Genomic DNA, 13,845 nt, shown 5'->3' on the forward strand with positions numbered 1-13,845 from the left:
GCCGGCGGTGGCCGACCGGCCGGGGGACCAGTGGGACCGCCGGGTGGCCAAGGGGCTGGCGTTCCTGCGGCGGCGGCTGGCCGGCGACTACGAGGTGGACGAGTTCGGCTTCGACCCCGACCTGACCGACGCGGTGGTCCACCCGCTGGTCCGGCTGCTCTACCGGGACTGGTTCCGCACCGAGGTCACCGGCCTCGAGCACGTGCCCGCCGACGGCGCCGGCCTGGTCGTCGGCAACCACTCCGGCACTGTGGCGCTCGACGCGCTGATCCTCTCCACCGCACTGCACGACCGGCACCCGGCGCACCGCTACCTGCGGCTGCTCGGCGCCGACCTGGTCTTCCGGATGCCCGTCGTCTCGGAGATAGCGCGCAAGACCGGCGGCACCGTCGCGTGCAACCCGGACGCGGAGCGGCTGCTCGGCAACGGCGAACTGGTGGGCGTGTTCCCGGAGGGCTTCAAGGGCGTCGGCAAGCTCTACGCCGACCGCTACAAGCTCCAGCGCTTCGGCCGGGGCGGGTTCGTCTCCGCCGCGCTGCGCACCGGCACGCCGATCGTGCCGGTGGCGATAGTGGGCGGCGAGGAGATCTATCCGATGCTGGCCGACATCAAGCCGCTGGCCCGGCTGCTCAAACTGCCGTACTTCCCGGTCACGCCGACGTTCCCCTGGCTGGGGCCGCTGGGCATGGTGCCGCTGCCGAGCAAGTGGCTGATCGAGTTCTGCCCGCCGATCCCGACCGCGCACCTGCGGGACGCCGCCGACGACCCGCTTGTGGTGTTCAACCTCGCCGACCAGGTGCGGGAGACGATCCAGCAGACGCTGCACAAGCTGCTCGAACGTCGGCCGGACCCGTTCGGCCCCTGAGCCGGTTCAGGCGTCGCGGTGGCGGCGCCGGTGCAGCGCCAGGCCGGCGGTGACCGCTCCGGCGAGCAGCCCGGCCGCCGCGGTGGAGGGGACGGCGATGCGTGCGGCCCGCCGCCCGGTGCGGAAGTCGCGCACGTCCCAGCCCCGCTCGCGGGCCTGCCGCAGCAGCGCCGGGTCGGGGTTGACCGCCACCGCACGGCCGACGGCGGAGAGCATCGGCAGGTCGTTCGCCGAGTCGCTGTAGGCCGCGCACCGGGTCAGGTCCAGCCCTTCCACGGCGGCGAGCTGGGTGACCGCCTCGGCCTTCGCCGGCCCGTGCATCAGGTCGCCGACCAGCCGCCCGGTGTACGCGCCGTCGACCACCTCGGCCACCGTGCCGATCGCGCCGGTCAGGCCGAGCCGGGCCGCGATCACCCGGCCGATCTCCACCGGGGCGGCGCTGACCAGCCAGACCCGCTCGCCCGCGTCGAGGTGACGCTGGGCCAGGCGGCGCGTGCCGGCCCAGATGCGCGGCGCCATCAGCTCGTCGAAGATCTCGTCGGCGAGGCGTTCGATGTCGTCCACCCGCCAGCCCTGGACGAAGGCGAGCGCCGCCTCCTTGGCCTGCGACATGTCGCCCGCGTGCTCGGTGGCGAGCAGCCGGAACCGCGCCTGCTGCCAGGCGAACCGGGCCAGGTCACCGGTGGTGAAGTACTTCCGGGCGGCCAGCCCGCGGGCGAACCAGTAGATCGAGGCGCCCTGCATCATCGTGTTGTCGACGTCGAAGAACGCGGCGGCGGTCGGGTCCGGCGTGACTGTGGTCGCCGGTGCCGACGGGGTCTCCGACCAGCCCGCGGTGTGCCCGTGCGCGTCGGTGCTGACGGTCACCTTCCGGCTTCCGGCCACGGTGACCTCCCTGCCTCGACGACGGCGTGCGCCCTCCTCGTCGAGCGTATCCGGCACCGTGTGGCGGCCGGGTGCCCGCCGGGAGAAGTGTGGCGCGATAGGCGTCCGCCGCTCAGCGGTCGGCCGGGCAGGTGGCCGGAGCGGGCCCGAGCGTGTCGCTGGCCCGCGGTGCGGGCAGCCCGCAGGCGATCGCCTCGCGGAGCGCGTCCGCGCGCTTGCCCGCCGCGTCGAGCAGTGCCAGGGAGCGGCGGGTGCGCTCGCGGTCGGCGTGGTCGGGCCGGTCGAGCAGGCCGCTGACGACCCGGCGCTGGCCGGCCAGGAAGGTGTCCACCGCGTCCAGCGCCGTCGGGTCGGAGCGCTGCGCGGCGACAGTGGTCAGCAGGCGTACGCCCTGGCGGGTGTCCGCGTCCATGTCGTCGAGGACGGCACTGAAGCCGACCCGGTCGTCGCGCACCGAGGCGGCCTCGTCGAGCCGGGTGCGGGCGAAGTCGAGGAAGAGCTGCCCACGGCCGATGTCCGAGCTGGCGAGCGCGAGCTGGGCGCGTTCGGTGGAGCGCTTCATGCCGTACAGGGCGTCGCCGGGCAGCGCGTTCTCGCTCGCGGCGGAGATGCCGGAGAGGGCTATCGCCCCGGCGGCCACGCCGACCAGGATCGCTCCCCGGGCCCGCGCCCGGCGGCCGGTGATGGCGGGCAGCAGCGTGCCGCGTACCCCGGTGGTGGCGGTCTTGGCCGGGGCACCGACGCCCTCGCGCTCGGCGGTGGCCACGAGCATCGCCCGCAGGCCGGTACGGAACTCGGCGTCCACCTCGACGTCGGGCCGGTCTGCGGTGAGCCGGCGGCTCACCTCGACGAGCGCGGCGAGTTCGTCGTCCGCCCTGGACCGGACGTGGTGCCGGCGCCCGCCGTTGGCCTCGTCGAGGAGTTGCGCGAAGCGCTCGGCTCGCCGACGGGAGAAGAGGTCGCTGTCCACCGCGGCACCCCCTCTCGCTGGTCACGGCCGGACGGCCGTCGTCGTCACCAGCGACCGGTGGCAGCGTGTGGCCCAGGGCCGACCGGGACGGCCGACCTGACCCGCCGGACCGGGTGGCCCGGGGGACGCCGGGACAACCACTGGTCGCACCCGGAGAAACGGACCGCGCCGGTCGCCGGTTACGGCCGGGACGGCGGAAGAAATCACCGGGAGTGAGGGGCGAGCGGGCACGTCGGGCATGCGACACCGCCCGGCGTCCGTGCGCCGGGAGGGTACGACAGGTCAGGAGTGGAAACCGTCGGGCAGCAGCCGGGCCAGCGCCCGGACCGCCCGGTACTGGAGGGCCTTGATGGCGCCCTCGTTCTTGCCCATGGCGCGGGCCGTCTCGGCCACCGAGAAGCCCTGGAGGAAACGCAGCACGATGCACTCCTGCTGCTCCGGGTTGAGCTGCTTGACGGCGGTGAGCAGGGCGACGTTGGTGATGTGCTCCACCACCGCGGCCTCCGGGCTGCCCTCCGGCCCGCGGTCCTCCCGGTCGGCGTCCAGGACGTCACCGGTGGTGACCTCCAGCCGGTAGCGCCCGGACTTGAAGTGGTCGGCGACCAGGTTGCGGGCGATGGTGACCAGCCAGGCGCCGAGGTCGCGCCCCTGCCAGGTGAAGCTGCCGATCCGCTTGAGCGCCCGCAGGAACGTGTCGGAGGTGAGGTCCTCGGCGAGCTGGCGGTTGCCGACCCGGAAGTAGACGAACCGGAAGACGGTGTCCACGTACCTGTCGTAGATCAGCCCGAACGCCTCGGACTCGCCCGCCTGCGCGCGCTCGACGAGCGTCCACACCTCGGTCGCCGGGTCGGACGGGTCGGGGCGGCTGGGGAAGCCGGTGGTGGGCGCGGCGGCCGGCACGGCCGGCAGGACGGCGGTGTCGCCTGTGGTCACCGCCGGCAGGATCGCGGTCTCGGCGGCGGACGGCTCACTCCCGGTCGCCGCGTCGCCGCGTCGCGCCTGGGCGGGCATGGCCGGGCGGGTCGGGCTGCCCAGGCGGCCGGTCGCGGGCTTCGCGTTGCCGCCGGGCGCCGCGGGTCTCGGTGGCGCCTCGTTCGTGTGGTGCGTGCGGCTGCGTGCCCGCCAGCCCTCGCCGCGGACCGCGAGCTGGCCGTCGGCGCCCCGGGGGCCGGGGTCGGCGCGCTCGTTGAGCGGGTTGCGCTGGGCCGGGCCGGTGACACCGGATGGTCGTTCGGCGTACCCGAAGGTGGTCACCGCGCCTCCCCGGTCCGAGCGGACAGTGACCGTGCCGCGGGCCATGGTGGCGCCGGAGGACCGGGTGGCACCCGGTCGGGCACGGCCGGGTCGGGACGTGCCGACGCGCGGCAGATCCCCTTGAGGTGCTGGTCCAATGCGCTCAACGGCACGGGGGCCTCCTCGGGCTGAGGGGTGTCGACTCACGGCAAATGGGGTGAGCCGACCCGAGTGATGATAGGGCCAACGTCACCCACGCGTGGCAAGTCCGTTACACAGAGCGGAAGTATTTCCCGCCAGGTCGCACACATGGCGGACCGGTTGTCCGTCGCGCGTGGTTGACTTTCGCGCCGGAACCTGGTCCGCAGTGGAAAGTCCTGGTCGGAGCCGATTTTCTTTTCGCTCGGCGTGTCGCGGGGGTGGTGCGGTGGGCTCATCTCGGGCTGTCCGCCGGACACCTGTGGAGATCCTCGTCCCGTGGCAGGGAATCCCACGCTACGGCAATTGCAGTCCCGTGCGGGGGACCCGGCGGGCGTGTCCGGCATGGCCCGGCGGACACGGCGCGCCCGCCGCGCGCGTAACCTGGCCCGGTTCGAGTGCCCGACCGCAGTCGAGTTCGTCGGCAGCCCGCCGCACCCGGCGACCGGGAAGGCGCGCAAGGCCGAGCCGCGCCCGGCGCCCGCGTCCCGTCGCCGGCGCCGCCGACCGAGATCCGCACGGAGGTAACCGATGTCCAGTGACCCGAGGCTCATCCTGATCACCCGGCCCGGCTGCCACCTGTGCGACGACGCGAAGGCCGCGCTCGACCGGGTGGTGGCGGTCACCGGCGACCGCTGGGTGGAGCGGGACGTCACCGGCGACCTGGAGATGGAGCGCGACTACGGCGACCGGCTGCCGGTGGTGCTGCTCGACGGCAAGGAGCACGGCTACTGGCGGGTCGAGGAGGACCGGCTGCTGCGCGATCTGACCACGCCGCAGCTCTAGCCTTAGAGTGCTCGGGTGACGGGTATGCGACGCCACCTCGTGTGGGACTGGAACGGAACGCTCCTCGACGACCTCGACCTGGTGGTCCGGGCCACCAACGTCGCCTTCGCCAGCGCCGGCGGGCCGGCGGTCACCGCGGCCGAGCACCGGGTGCGGTTCCGGCGGCCGATCGCCGACTACTACGCCGAGATGCTCGGCCGGGCCGTGGACGCCGAGTCGTTCGGGACGCTGGACCGGGTCTTCCACGACGCGTACCGGGCCGGGCTCACCACCTGCGCCCTGGCCGCCGACGCCACCGCCGCGATCGAGGCGTGGGAGGGCAGCCAGTCCCTGCTGTCCATGTGGTTCCACGACGAGCTGGTGCCGACCGTGCACACGTACGGGCTGACCCCGCACTTCCGCCGGGTGGACGGGCTGCGCGCCACTGTCGGCGGCGGGCACAAGGCCGAGTGGCTGGAGAAGCACCTGGCCGAGCTGGGGCTGGGCGGGCACGAGGTGGTGCTGATCGGTGACTCGCTCGACGACGCCGACGCGGCCGCCTCGGTCGGCGCCCGCTGCGTCCTCTACACCGGCGGCCTCTCCGACCCGGACCGGCTGCGCGACAGCGGCCACCCGGCCGCCGACACGCTCACCGACGCGGTGACACTGGCCCGCACGCTGGCCTGACCGGCCCGGTCAGGCGCGCAGGTGGGCCAGGACGGCCAGGACGCGGCGGTGGTGGGTGGTCGCGTCCGGGGGCAGGTCGAGCTTGGTGAAGATGTTGCGGACGTGCTTCTCGACCGCGCCGTCACTCACCACGAGCGTCCGCGCGATGGCGGTGTTCGAGCGGCCCTCGGCCATCAGCGCCAGCACCTCGCGCTCGCGCGGGGTCAGCGATCCCAGCGGGTCGTCGCGCCGCCGCCGGACCAGCAACTGGCTGATCACCTCCGGGTCGAGCACCGTGCCGCCGGCGGCCACCCGGGCCAGGCCGTCCAGGAACTCGTCGATCGCGGCGACCCGGTCCTTGAGCAGGTAGCCGATCCCGCCGCCGGTCCCGCCCGCGGTGTCCAGCAGGTCGTCGGCGTACGACACCTCGACGTACTGGGACAGCACCAGGATCGGCGTACCCGGCACCCGGCGGCGGGCCTCCACCGCGGCGCGCAGCCCCTCGTCCGTGTGTGACGGCGGCATCCGCACGTCCACCACCGAGACGTCGGGCCGGTGCGCCACCACCGCCTCGACCAGCGCGACACCGTCACCGACGGCCGCCACCACCTCGTGCCCGTACTCGGTCAGCAGCCGGACCAGCCCCTCCCGGAGCAGTACGGCGTCGTCCGCGATCACCACCCGCATGGGTCCGGTGTCTATCACGCCCCGACCCGGCACCCGCCCGGCGGCCCGGATGCCGGGCGCGCGCCGCGTCACGCGCGGCGGCCCGGCTCACCTCGGCAGTTCGGCGTGGATCCGGGTCGGGCCGCCGGCCGGGCTCTCCACCGCCAGCGTGCCGCCCGCCGCCCGGACCCGGTCGGCGATGCCGCTGAGCCCGTGCCCCTTGGCCAGGTGCGCGCCGCCCGCGCCGTCGTCGGCGACGGTGATCTCCAGCCGGCCCACCTTCCGGGTGACCTCCACCCGGCAGGCGGTCGCCCGGCTGTGCTTCGAGACGTTCGTCAGGGCCTCGGCCACCACGAAGTACGCGGTGCTCTCCAGCCCCGGGTCGAGCCGCCCGGCGGCGGTGCCCAGGTCGTCGTCCACGGTCAGCTCGGTGGGCACCAGGGCGCGGGCGGCGAGCGCGGCGAGCGCGCTGGGCAGGCCCCGGTCGACCAGGATCGGCGGCGCGATGCCCCGGGACAGGGCGCGCAGCTCGTCGAGCGTCTCCCGGGTCTGCGCGACCGCCTCGTCGAGCGTCTGCCGGGCCGCCTCCGGGTCGGCGGCGAGCTGGTGGCGGGCCCGGCCGAGGTCCATGGCGAGCCGGACCAGCCGCTGCTGCGGGCCGTCGTGGATGTCGCGTTCCAGGCGGCGCAGCGCGACCGCCTCGGCCGAGGCGGCGGCCCGCTTCTGCTCCTCCAGCGTGATGATCCGCTGCCGCATCTCGGCCACGCCGGTGAGCAGCGAGTACGCCAGCCCGGCCTGGAGCCGGGCGCAGCCGCGCGCCACCAGCGGAAGCGTGAACAGGGCGAACAGCCCGATAGCGGTGTTCAGCGTGATCCGCGCCCCCGCGCCGTCACCCATCCCGAGGAGCTGGCTCAGGTCCTGGTCGTCGACGCCGCGCGGGATGGCCCAGTCGTAGGTGATGTAGAGCGTGCCGCCCAGCGCCAGCACCCACCAGACCACCAGCAGCACGAACGTGGGCACCGCCACCAGCAGCCGGACGAACGCGTGCAGCAGGTCGAGCCACGACTGCGCGTCCCGGATCGGGGTGAACACCCGCCGCCAGAACCGCGCGCCCGGCTCCGGCGTGCGGTAGACCGGGCGTACCCGGGGCCGGTCCAGCACCCCGGCCAGCCGGAGCCGCTCGATGTCGGCCAGTCCCCGGGCCGCGTAGAGGAAGCCGGCGAGGATCGGCAGTCCGAGCGTGGTCACCAGCAGCCCGGCGCTCAGTGCGATCCCCACCACCGCGAGCACGAAGCTGACGATCGCCAGCGGGAAACCCACCAGTACGTAGGTGGAGTCGCGGGCGAGGCGGCGCAGGAGCCCGTGAACGGGGGACAGCGGTGTGGGCGCGGTGGCCAGTGGTACGGCGGTCATGGTTCGAGGCTATGGGCGCGTGCCCCGCCGACCCATCCCGCACGCGGGCCTCTTCGGGGTGGGGTTCTCCCTACTCGAAAACGTGAGACTCGCCTCGCCGCGCCGGTCACGGAGCGCTACGACCCGCGCGCGATTGGTCAGAGAAGTCTGGAATGAGCAATAATCGCCACGCGCCGCCGACGGACGCGGTTGATCGATCTTGCGGGAATGGAGGGGCAGGTGAAGGCGCGTCGCGAGCTTTCAAGATCGCGATTTGTGCACCCCTTCACAAACACCTACTCTGTAGTTCCGACGCGCCCTGCTAGCACAGCCGGCAATCTCGGTCGCCAGCGGGAGTCCCGAAACGACCGGCCCCCGTCGCTGGTCGAGGATCGCACCGCACGGAGTCTCATGAGCCAGCACCGTCAACCAGGCGCGCCCGATCGCACCGGTGCCATACCGGCGCTTCCGGACCTGCCCGAGGCGACCGTGTCCCGGCTCCCGGAATACCTGCGTGCGCTGCACGCGCTCGCCGACTCCGGGCACGAGACGGTGTCCAGCGAGGGCCTCGCGAACGCCGCCGGCGTCAACTCCGCGAAGCTCCGCAAGGACCTGTCCCACCTCGGCTCGTACGGCACCCGGGGGGTCGGCTACGACGTCGCGCTGCTGATCGACCAGATCTCCTCTGTGCTCGGGCTCACCCAGTGCCGGGCCGTCGCGCTCGTCGGCGTGGGTAACCTCGGTCACGCCCTGGCCGGCTACGACGGCTTCGCCAACCGCGGATTCCGCATCGCCGCGCTGGTCGACGCCGACCGGTCCCGCGTCGGCGAGGAGATCAACGGCCTGGTCGTACGGCACGTCGACGAGCTGCCCGACATCGTCGCCGAGGAGTCGATCTCGATCGGCGTCATCGCCACCCCGGCCCCGGCCGCCCAGGCGGTCGCCGACCAGTTGGTCGCCGTCGGCGTGACGAGCATCCTCAACTTCGCGCCCTGCGTACTCTCGGTTCCGGACGGGGTCGACGTGCGCAAGGTCGACCTCGCCATCGAGCTGCAGATCCTGTCCTTCCACGAGCACCGCAAGGCGTCGCTGACCGCGCTCCCCGCCACCGGCGGGTCCGCCCTCACCGCCCTGCCCGGCGGACTCGCGGCAACCGAGACCCAGGAGGCGATCGGCACGTGAAACTGCTCGTCGTCGGCGCGTCCTACCGCACCGCCCCGGTCGCCACCCTGGAACAACTGGCCGTCCCGCCCGCCGATCTCACCCGCACGCTGGACCGCCTGATCGCCCAGCCGTACGTCGCCGAGGCCGTCCTGGTCTCCACCTGCAACCGGGTGGAGGTCTACGCCGCCGTCTCCGGGTTCCACGGCGGGCTCGGCGACATCTGCGCGGTCCTGGCCGACCAGGCCGGCTGCCAGCCGGCGGCGCTCGCCCCGCACCTCTACGTGCACTACGACGCCGCGGCGGTGGACCACGTCTTCCGGGTGGCCGCCGGTCTCGACTCGATGGTGGTGGGCGAGGCGCAGATCCTCGGCCAGCTCCGCGACGCCTACCACTCCGCCGGTGGCGCCGACTCCGCCGGCCGGCTGCTGCACGAGCTGATGCAGCAGGCGCTGCGGGTCGGCAAGCGCGCGCACGCCGAGACCAACATCGACCGGGCCGGGCAGAGCGTCGTCACCGCCGCCCTCGACCTCGCCGCCGAGCTGCTCGACGGCGACCTGACCGGCCGGCCCGCCATGGTGGTCGGCGCCGGTGCGATGGGCTCGCTGGGCGTGGCCACGCTGTCCCGGCTGGGCGCCGGCCCGCTCACCGTGACCAACCGGGGCGCCGCCCGTGCCGTCCGGCTCGCCGAGTCGTACGGCGCGTCCGCCGTGCCGATGGCCGAGCTGATCACCGCGCTCGCCGCCGTCGACGTCGTGGTCGCCGCCACCGCCGCCACCGAGCCGGTGCTCACCCGCGACGTGGTGACCCGGGCGCTGGCCCACCGGGACGCCGACCGGGGCCCGCTGGTCCTGCTCGACCTGGCCGTCCCGCGCGACGTCGAGCCCGGCGTCGCCGAGCTGCCCGGCGTCGAGGTGATCGACATCGACCGGATGGCCGCCGTGCTCGCCGACGGACCGGCCGCCGCCGACGCCGCCGAGGTGGCCCGGATCGTGGCCGGCGAGGTCGAGGCGTTCCTGAGCTGGCTGCGTGGCGCCGACGTCGCGCCGACGGTGGCCGCCCTGCGCGGCCGGGCCGAGGACGTCGTCACCGCCGAGCTGCGCCGGCTCGGCCAGCGCCGTCCCGACCTCAGCGAGGACCAGCGCGCCGAGGTAGCCCGCACCGTGCACCGGGTCGTGCAGCGGCTGCTGCACCAGCCGACCGTACGGGTCCGCCAGCTCGCCGCCGAGCCCGGCGGCGACCAGTACGCGGCGCTGTTGCGCGAACTGTTCGACCTGGACGTCCCGCAGACGTCCCCGGTCGACACCGTCCCCGACGTGGTCACCACCGACCTCGACGGCCGGCCGTCGTTCGACGCCGCCGACGTCCCGCCCACCGGAGGTGCGCGATGACCGCCCCCCTTCGCCTCGGTACCCGGGGCAGCGCCCTGGCGATGGCCCAGTCCGGCCACGTCGCCGAGGCCCTCACTGCGGCCACCGGCCGCCCGGTCGAGCTGGTCGAGGTGGTGACCGCCGGCGACCGGTCCACCGCCCCGGTGCAGCGGCTCGGCGTCGGAGTGTTCGTCTCCGCGCTGCGCGACGCGCTGACCGCCGGTGAGATCGACTTCGCCGTCCACTCGTACAAGGACCTGCCCACCGCGGCGGCACCCGGCCTGCACGTCGCGGCCGTGCCGCCCCGGCAGGACCCGCGCGACGCGCTGGTGGCGACGAACGGCCGTACGCTCGCCGAGCTGCCGCCCGGTGCCCGCGTCGGCACCGGCGCGCTGCGCCGGATCGCCCAGCTGCACGCGCTGGGCATGCAGTTGGAGGTCACCCCGATCCGGGGCAACATCGACACCCGGGTGGCCCGGGTGCTCGGTCCGGACGCCGACCTCGACGCCGTCGTGCTGGCCCGCGCCGGGCTCAACCGGATCGGCCGTGCCGACGTCATCACCGAGACGCTCGACCCGATGCTCATGCTGCCCGCGCCCGCCCAGGGTGCGTTGGCCGTCGAGTGCCGGGCCGACGACCAGGACGTGATCGAGCTGCTCGCGTTGCTCGACCACGCACCGTCCCGCGCCGCGGTCATCGCGGAACGGGCGCTGCTGGCCACCCTGGAGGCAGGGTGCAGCGCACCCGTGGCCGCGTACGCCGTCCTCGCCGAAGGCGAGCCCACCGACGAGGGCGACGTGAATCAGGAGATCTACCTGCGCGGTGCGGTGATCAGCCCGGACGGTACGCGTGACCTCCGGCTGTCCCGCACCGGAACGCCCGCCGACGCGGCGGAGATCGGCAAGGCACTCGCCGCCGAACTCCTCGAACTCGGCGCCGACTCGATCCTCGGCCAGGACGCTCAGGCCGGCCCGAGGACCCAGCAACTTGGGAGCACAGAATGACCCGCACCCGTAAGCCCGTCGGCCAGATCGCATTCGTCGGGGCCGGTCCCGGCGACCCGGGCCTGCTGACCCGCCGGGCGCTGGACGCCCTGGTCGAGGCCGACCAGGTGGTCTACGACCGGGGCGTACCCGAGTCGCTCCTGGCGCACGTCCGCGCCCAGGCCCGGCCCGACGCCGAGTTCAGTCCCGCCGAGGGCGTACCGGGGGACGTGGCGAAGGTGCTGATCTCCGCGGCCCGGTCCGGGCAGAACGCCGTGCACCTCGTCGCCGGTGACCCGTTCGGCCACGACTCGGTGGTCAAGGAGGTGCAGGCGGTCGCCCGTACCGCCGCGCACTTCGAGGTGGTGCCGGGCGTCGGCCAGGCCGAGGGCGTGGCCACCTACGCGGGTGTCCCGCTGCCGGGCGTACGCACCGCCGCCGACATCGAGGACGTCACCGCGCTGGACTTCGAGGCGCTCGCCACCGCCGTCGGGCGGGGTTCGCTGGCGCTCGCCGTGGACGCCGGTGACCTGGCCGCCGTCCGGGACGGCCTGCTGGCCGCCGGGGTCGACGGCACCACGGCGGTCGGGGTGACCGGCGACGGCACCGGCGAGACGCAGTACACCACCACGTCGACTGTCGACTCCTTCGTCGCGGCGGCACTCGGCTTCACCGGCCGGGTGGTGCTCACCGTCGGCGCGGCCGTCACCGACCGCGACAAGCTGAGCTGGTGGGAGAACCGCCCGCTGTACGGCTGGAAGGTGCTGGTGCCCCGCACCAAGGAGCAGGCCGGCGTGATGAGCGCACGGCTGCGCGCGTACGGGGCGATCCCGTGCGAGGTGCCGACCATCGCGGTCGAGCCGCCGCGTACCCCCGCGCAGATGGAGCGGGCGGTGAAGGGCCTGGTCGACGGCCGTTACGCCTGGGTCATCTTCACCTCGGTGAACGCGGTCCGGGCGGTGTGGGAGAAGTTCGCCGAGCACGGCCTTGACGCCCGCCATTTCGGCGGCGTGAAGATCGCCTGCATCGGTGACGCCACCGCCGAGGCGGTCCGCGCCTTCGGTATCCAGCCGGAGCTGATCCCCTCCGGGGAGCAGTCCTCCGAGGGCCTGCTGGCCGAGTTCTCGCCGCACGACGAGATCCTCGACCCGGTCGGCCGGGTGCTGCTGCCGCGCGCCGACATCGCCACCGAGACGCTGGCCGCCGGCCTCACCGAGCGGGGCTGGGAGGTCGACGACGTGACCGCGTACCGGACCGTGCGGGCGGCCCCGCCGCCCGCCGAGATCCGCGACGCGATCAAGTCGGGCGGGTTCGACGCGGTGCTGTTCACCTCGTCCTCCACCGTGCGGAACCTCGTCGGTATCGCCGGGAAGCCGCATGCGCGGACGGTTGTTGCAGTGATCGGGCCCAAGACTGCGGAGACCGCCACCGAGTTCGGCCTGCGCGTCGACGTGCAGCCGCCGCACGCCTCGGTGCCCGACCTGGTGGAGGCGCTCGCCGCCTACGCCGTCGAGCTGCGGGAGAAGCTCGCCGCGATGCCGGCGAAGCAGCGCCGGGGCTCCAAGGTGCAGGGCCCGACCGCCCTGCGGTTCCGCTGACAGGAGGCCCCGTCATGCCGTACCCCGAGATCCGGCCCCGCCGGCTGCGCCGCAACGCGGCCGTGCGGCGGCTGGTCTCCGAGACCCGCGTCGACCCGGCCGAGCTGGTCGTGCCGATGTTCGTCAAGGAGGGGCTGACCGAGCCGAGGGCGATCGCGTCGCTCCCGGGGGTGCTCCAGCACTCCCGGGACTCGCTGCGCAAGGCCGCCGCCGAGGCGGTCCAGGCCGGGGTCGGCGGGATCATGCTGTTCGGGGTGCCGGCGACGCGGGACGAGACCGGCTCCGGTGGCCTCGACCCGGCCGGCGTGCTCAACACGGCGATCCGGGACGTGATCGCCGAGGTCGGCGACTCGACTGTGGTGATGAGCGACCTGTGCCTGGACGAGTTCACCTCGCACGGGCACTGCGGCCTGCTCACCCCCGACGGCGGGGTCGACAACGACGCCACGCTCGCCGCGTACGCCGACATGGCGGTGGCCCAGGCCGCCGCCGGGGTCCACGTGGTCGGGCCGTCCGGGATGATGGACGGCCAGGTCGGCGTGGTCCGCAAGGCGCTCGACGCCGCCGGGCACCAGGACGTCTCGGTGCTCGCGTACGCGGTGAAGTACGCCTCCGCCTTCTACGGCCCGTTCCGCGACGCGGTGGAGTCCGCGCTGGAGGGGGACCGGCGCACCTACCAGCAGGACCCGGCGAACCTGCGCGAGTCGCTGCGCGAGGTCGAGCTGGACGTGGCCGAGGGCGCCGACATGGTGATGGTCAAGCCGGCGCTGCCCTACCTCGACGTGGTGTCGGCGGTCCGGGCCGCCGTGAACGTCCCGGTCGCCGCCTACCAGGTCTCCGGCGAGTACGCGATGGTCGAGGCCGCGGCCGCTAACGGTTGGATCGACCGGGAGCGGGTGATGCTGGAGACGCTCACCTCGATCCGGCGGGCCGGCGCCCAGATCATCCTCACCTACTGGGCCGTCGAGGCCGCCCAGTTGCTGCGCCAGCGCTACTGACCGCCGCTCGGCCGGCGTCGCCCGCCCCTCTGCTGCCGGCACGTGCGGCAGCGGCGGGCTCGCCTCGCCGGTGCTCCGGTTTCACCCCTCGTTGT

The 13,845-nt window shown here is 74.2% G+C and carries 13 protein-coding genes; 8 read left to right on the forward strand and 5 right to left on the reverse strand.

Annotation, left to right across the window (positions count from 1 at the left end):
• Positions 1-7: 7 nt before the first annotated feature.
• Positions 8-865: a lysophospholipid acyltransferase family protein gene (locus tag AB0C17_RS28365; protein WP_357389735.1), complete on the forward strand. Its 858-nt coding sequence runs from the start codon at positions 8-10 to the stop codon at positions 863-865.
• 6 nt (positions 866-871) lie between these two features.
• On the opposite strand, the gene AB0C17_RS28370 is transcribed toward AB0C17_RS28365, so the two are convergent.
• The 3 genes from AB0C17_RS28370 to AB0C17_RS28380 all read right to left on the reverse strand — a co-directional run bounded on the left by AB0C17_RS28370 (position 872) and on the right by AB0C17_RS28380 (position 3,974).
• Positions 872-1,750 carry an HAD-IB family hydrolase gene (locus tag AB0C17_RS28370; RefSeq protein ID WP_357389698.1) on the reverse strand — a complete coding sequence of 293 codons (879 nt, stop codon included), beginning with the start codon at positions 1,748-1,750 and terminating at the stop codon, positions 872-874.
• Positions 1,751-1,862: 112 nt separating this feature from the next.
• Positions 1,863-2,720: a DUF5667 domain-containing protein gene (locus AB0C17_RS28375; RefSeq protein WP_357389700.1), complete on the reverse strand. Its 858-nt coding sequence runs from the start codon at positions 2,718-2,720 to the stop codon at positions 1,863-1,865.
• Positions 2,721-3,002: 282 nt separating this feature from the next.
• Positions 3,003-3,974 carry an ECF subfamily RNA polymerase sigma factor, BldN family gene (locus tag AB0C17_RS28380; protein WP_357389702.1) on the reverse strand — a complete coding sequence of 324 codons (972 nt, stop codon included), beginning with the start codon at positions 3,972-3,974 and terminating at the stop codon, positions 3,003-3,005.
• Positions 3,975-4,682: 708 nt separating this feature from the next.
• Between AB0C17_RS28380 and AB0C17_RS28385 the strand changes: the two genes are divergently transcribed.
• Positions 4,683-4,937 carry a glutaredoxin family protein gene (locus AB0C17_RS28385; RefSeq protein ID WP_013288752.1) on the forward strand — a complete coding sequence of 85 codons (255 nt, stop codon included), beginning with the start codon at positions 4,683-4,685 and terminating at the stop codon, positions 4,935-4,937.
• 24 nt (positions 4,938-4,961) lie between these two features.
• Complete coding sequence (locus AB0C17_RS28390; RefSeq protein WP_357389737.1) at positions 4,962-5,603, forward strand: HAD hydrolase-like protein; 642 nt, start codon at positions 4,962-4,964, stop codon at positions 5,601-5,603.
• Between the two features lie 9 nt (positions 5,604-5,612).
• Here the strand turns inward: AB0C17_RS28390 and AB0C17_RS28395 are convergent, their stop codons facing one another.
• Positions 5,613-6,269 carry a response regulator transcription factor gene (locus AB0C17_RS28395; RefSeq protein ID WP_357389704.1) on the reverse strand — a complete coding sequence of 219 codons (657 nt, stop codon included), beginning with the start codon at positions 6,267-6,269 and terminating at the stop codon, positions 5,613-5,615.
• Between the two features lie 87 nt (positions 6,270-6,356).
• A complete protein-coding gene (locus tag AB0C17_RS28400) occupies positions 6,357-7,661 on the reverse strand; it encodes a sensor histidine kinase (protein ID WP_357389706.1) in 1,305 nt (434 codons plus the stop codon).
• A 390-nt stretch (positions 7,662-8,051) separates the two neighbouring features.
• On the opposite strand from AB0C17_RS28400, the gene AB0C17_RS28405 reads away from it, so the two are divergent.
• From AB0C17_RS28405 to hemB, 5 genes are read left to right on the forward strand one after another with little or no spacing between them, the layout of a single operon-like run.
• A complete protein-coding gene (locus AB0C17_RS28405) occupies positions 8,052-8,822 on the forward strand; it encodes a redox-sensing transcriptional repressor Rex (protein WP_357389708.1) in 771 nt (256 codons plus the stop codon).
• The gene (locus tag AB0C17_RS28410; protein ID WP_357389710.1) at positions 8,819-10,192 is read left to right on the forward strand and encodes a glutamyl-tRNA reductase; all 1,374 of its coding nucleotides are present in this window, start codon (positions 8,819-8,821) and stop codon (positions 10,190-10,192) included. The genes AB0C17_RS28405 and AB0C17_RS28410 overlap by 4 nt, the downstream gene beginning before the upstream one ends.
• A complete protein-coding gene (gene hemC, locus AB0C17_RS28415; RefSeq protein WP_357389712.1) occupies positions 10,189-11,175 on the forward strand; it encodes a hydroxymethylbilane synthase in 987 nt (328 codons plus the stop codon). The genes AB0C17_RS28410 and hemC overlap by 4 nt, the downstream gene beginning before the upstream one ends.
• The gene (locus AB0C17_RS28420) at positions 11,172-12,752 is read left to right on the forward strand and encodes a uroporphyrinogen-III synthase (RefSeq protein WP_357389715.1); all 1,581 of its coding nucleotides are present in this window, start codon (positions 11,172-11,174) and stop codon (positions 12,750-12,752) included. Before hemC ends, AB0C17_RS28420 begins: the two co-directional genes overlap by 4 nt.
• Positions 12,753-12,766: 14 nt before the next feature.
• Complete coding sequence (gene hemB, locus AB0C17_RS28425; protein ID WP_357389717.1) at positions 12,767-13,750, forward strand: porphobilinogen synthase; 984 nt, start codon at positions 12,767-12,769, stop codon at positions 13,748-13,750.
• Positions 13,751-13,845: the final 95 nt, after the last annotated feature.

The sequence above is a fragment of the Micromonospora sp. NPDC048887 genome (assembly GCF_040649715.1).
GTDB lineage: Bacteria > Actinomycetota > Actinomycetes > Mycobacteriales > Micromonosporaceae > Micromonospora.

Bases quoted from the DNA above. Each gene is read 5' to 3' on its own strand.
- AB0C17_RS28385 (WP_013288752.1), top strand. From the start codon at position 4,683: ATGTCCAGTGACCCGAGGCTCATCCTGATCACCCGGCCCGGCTGCCAC.
- AB0C17_RS28390 (WP_357389737.1), top strand. From the start codon at position 4,962: ATGCGACGCCACCTCGTGTGGGACTGGAACGGAACGCTCCTCGACGAC.
- AB0C17_RS28395 (WP_357389704.1), bottom strand. From the start codon at position 6,269: ATGCGGGTGGTGATCGCGGACGACGCCGTACTGCTCCGGGAGGGGCTG.
- AB0C17_RS28400 (WP_357389706.1), bottom strand. From the start codon at position 7,661: ATGACCGCCGTACCACTGGCCACCGCGCCCACACCGCTGTCCCCCGTT.
- AB0C17_RS28405 (WP_357389708.1), top strand. From the start codon at position 8,052: ATGAGCCAGCACCGTCAACCAGGCGCGCCCGATCGCACCGGTGCCATA.
- hemC (WP_357389712.1), top strand. From the start codon at position 10,189: ATGACCGCCCCCCTTCGCCTCGGTACCCGGGGCAGCGCCCTGGCGATG.
- AB0C17_RS28420 (WP_357389715.1), top strand. From the start codon at position 11,172: ATGACCCGCACCCGTAAGCCCGTCGGCCAGATCGCATTCGTCGGGGCC.
- hemB (WP_357389717.1), top strand. From the start codon at position 12,767: ATGCCGTACCCCGAGATCCGGCCCCGCCGGCTGCGCCGCAACGCGGCC.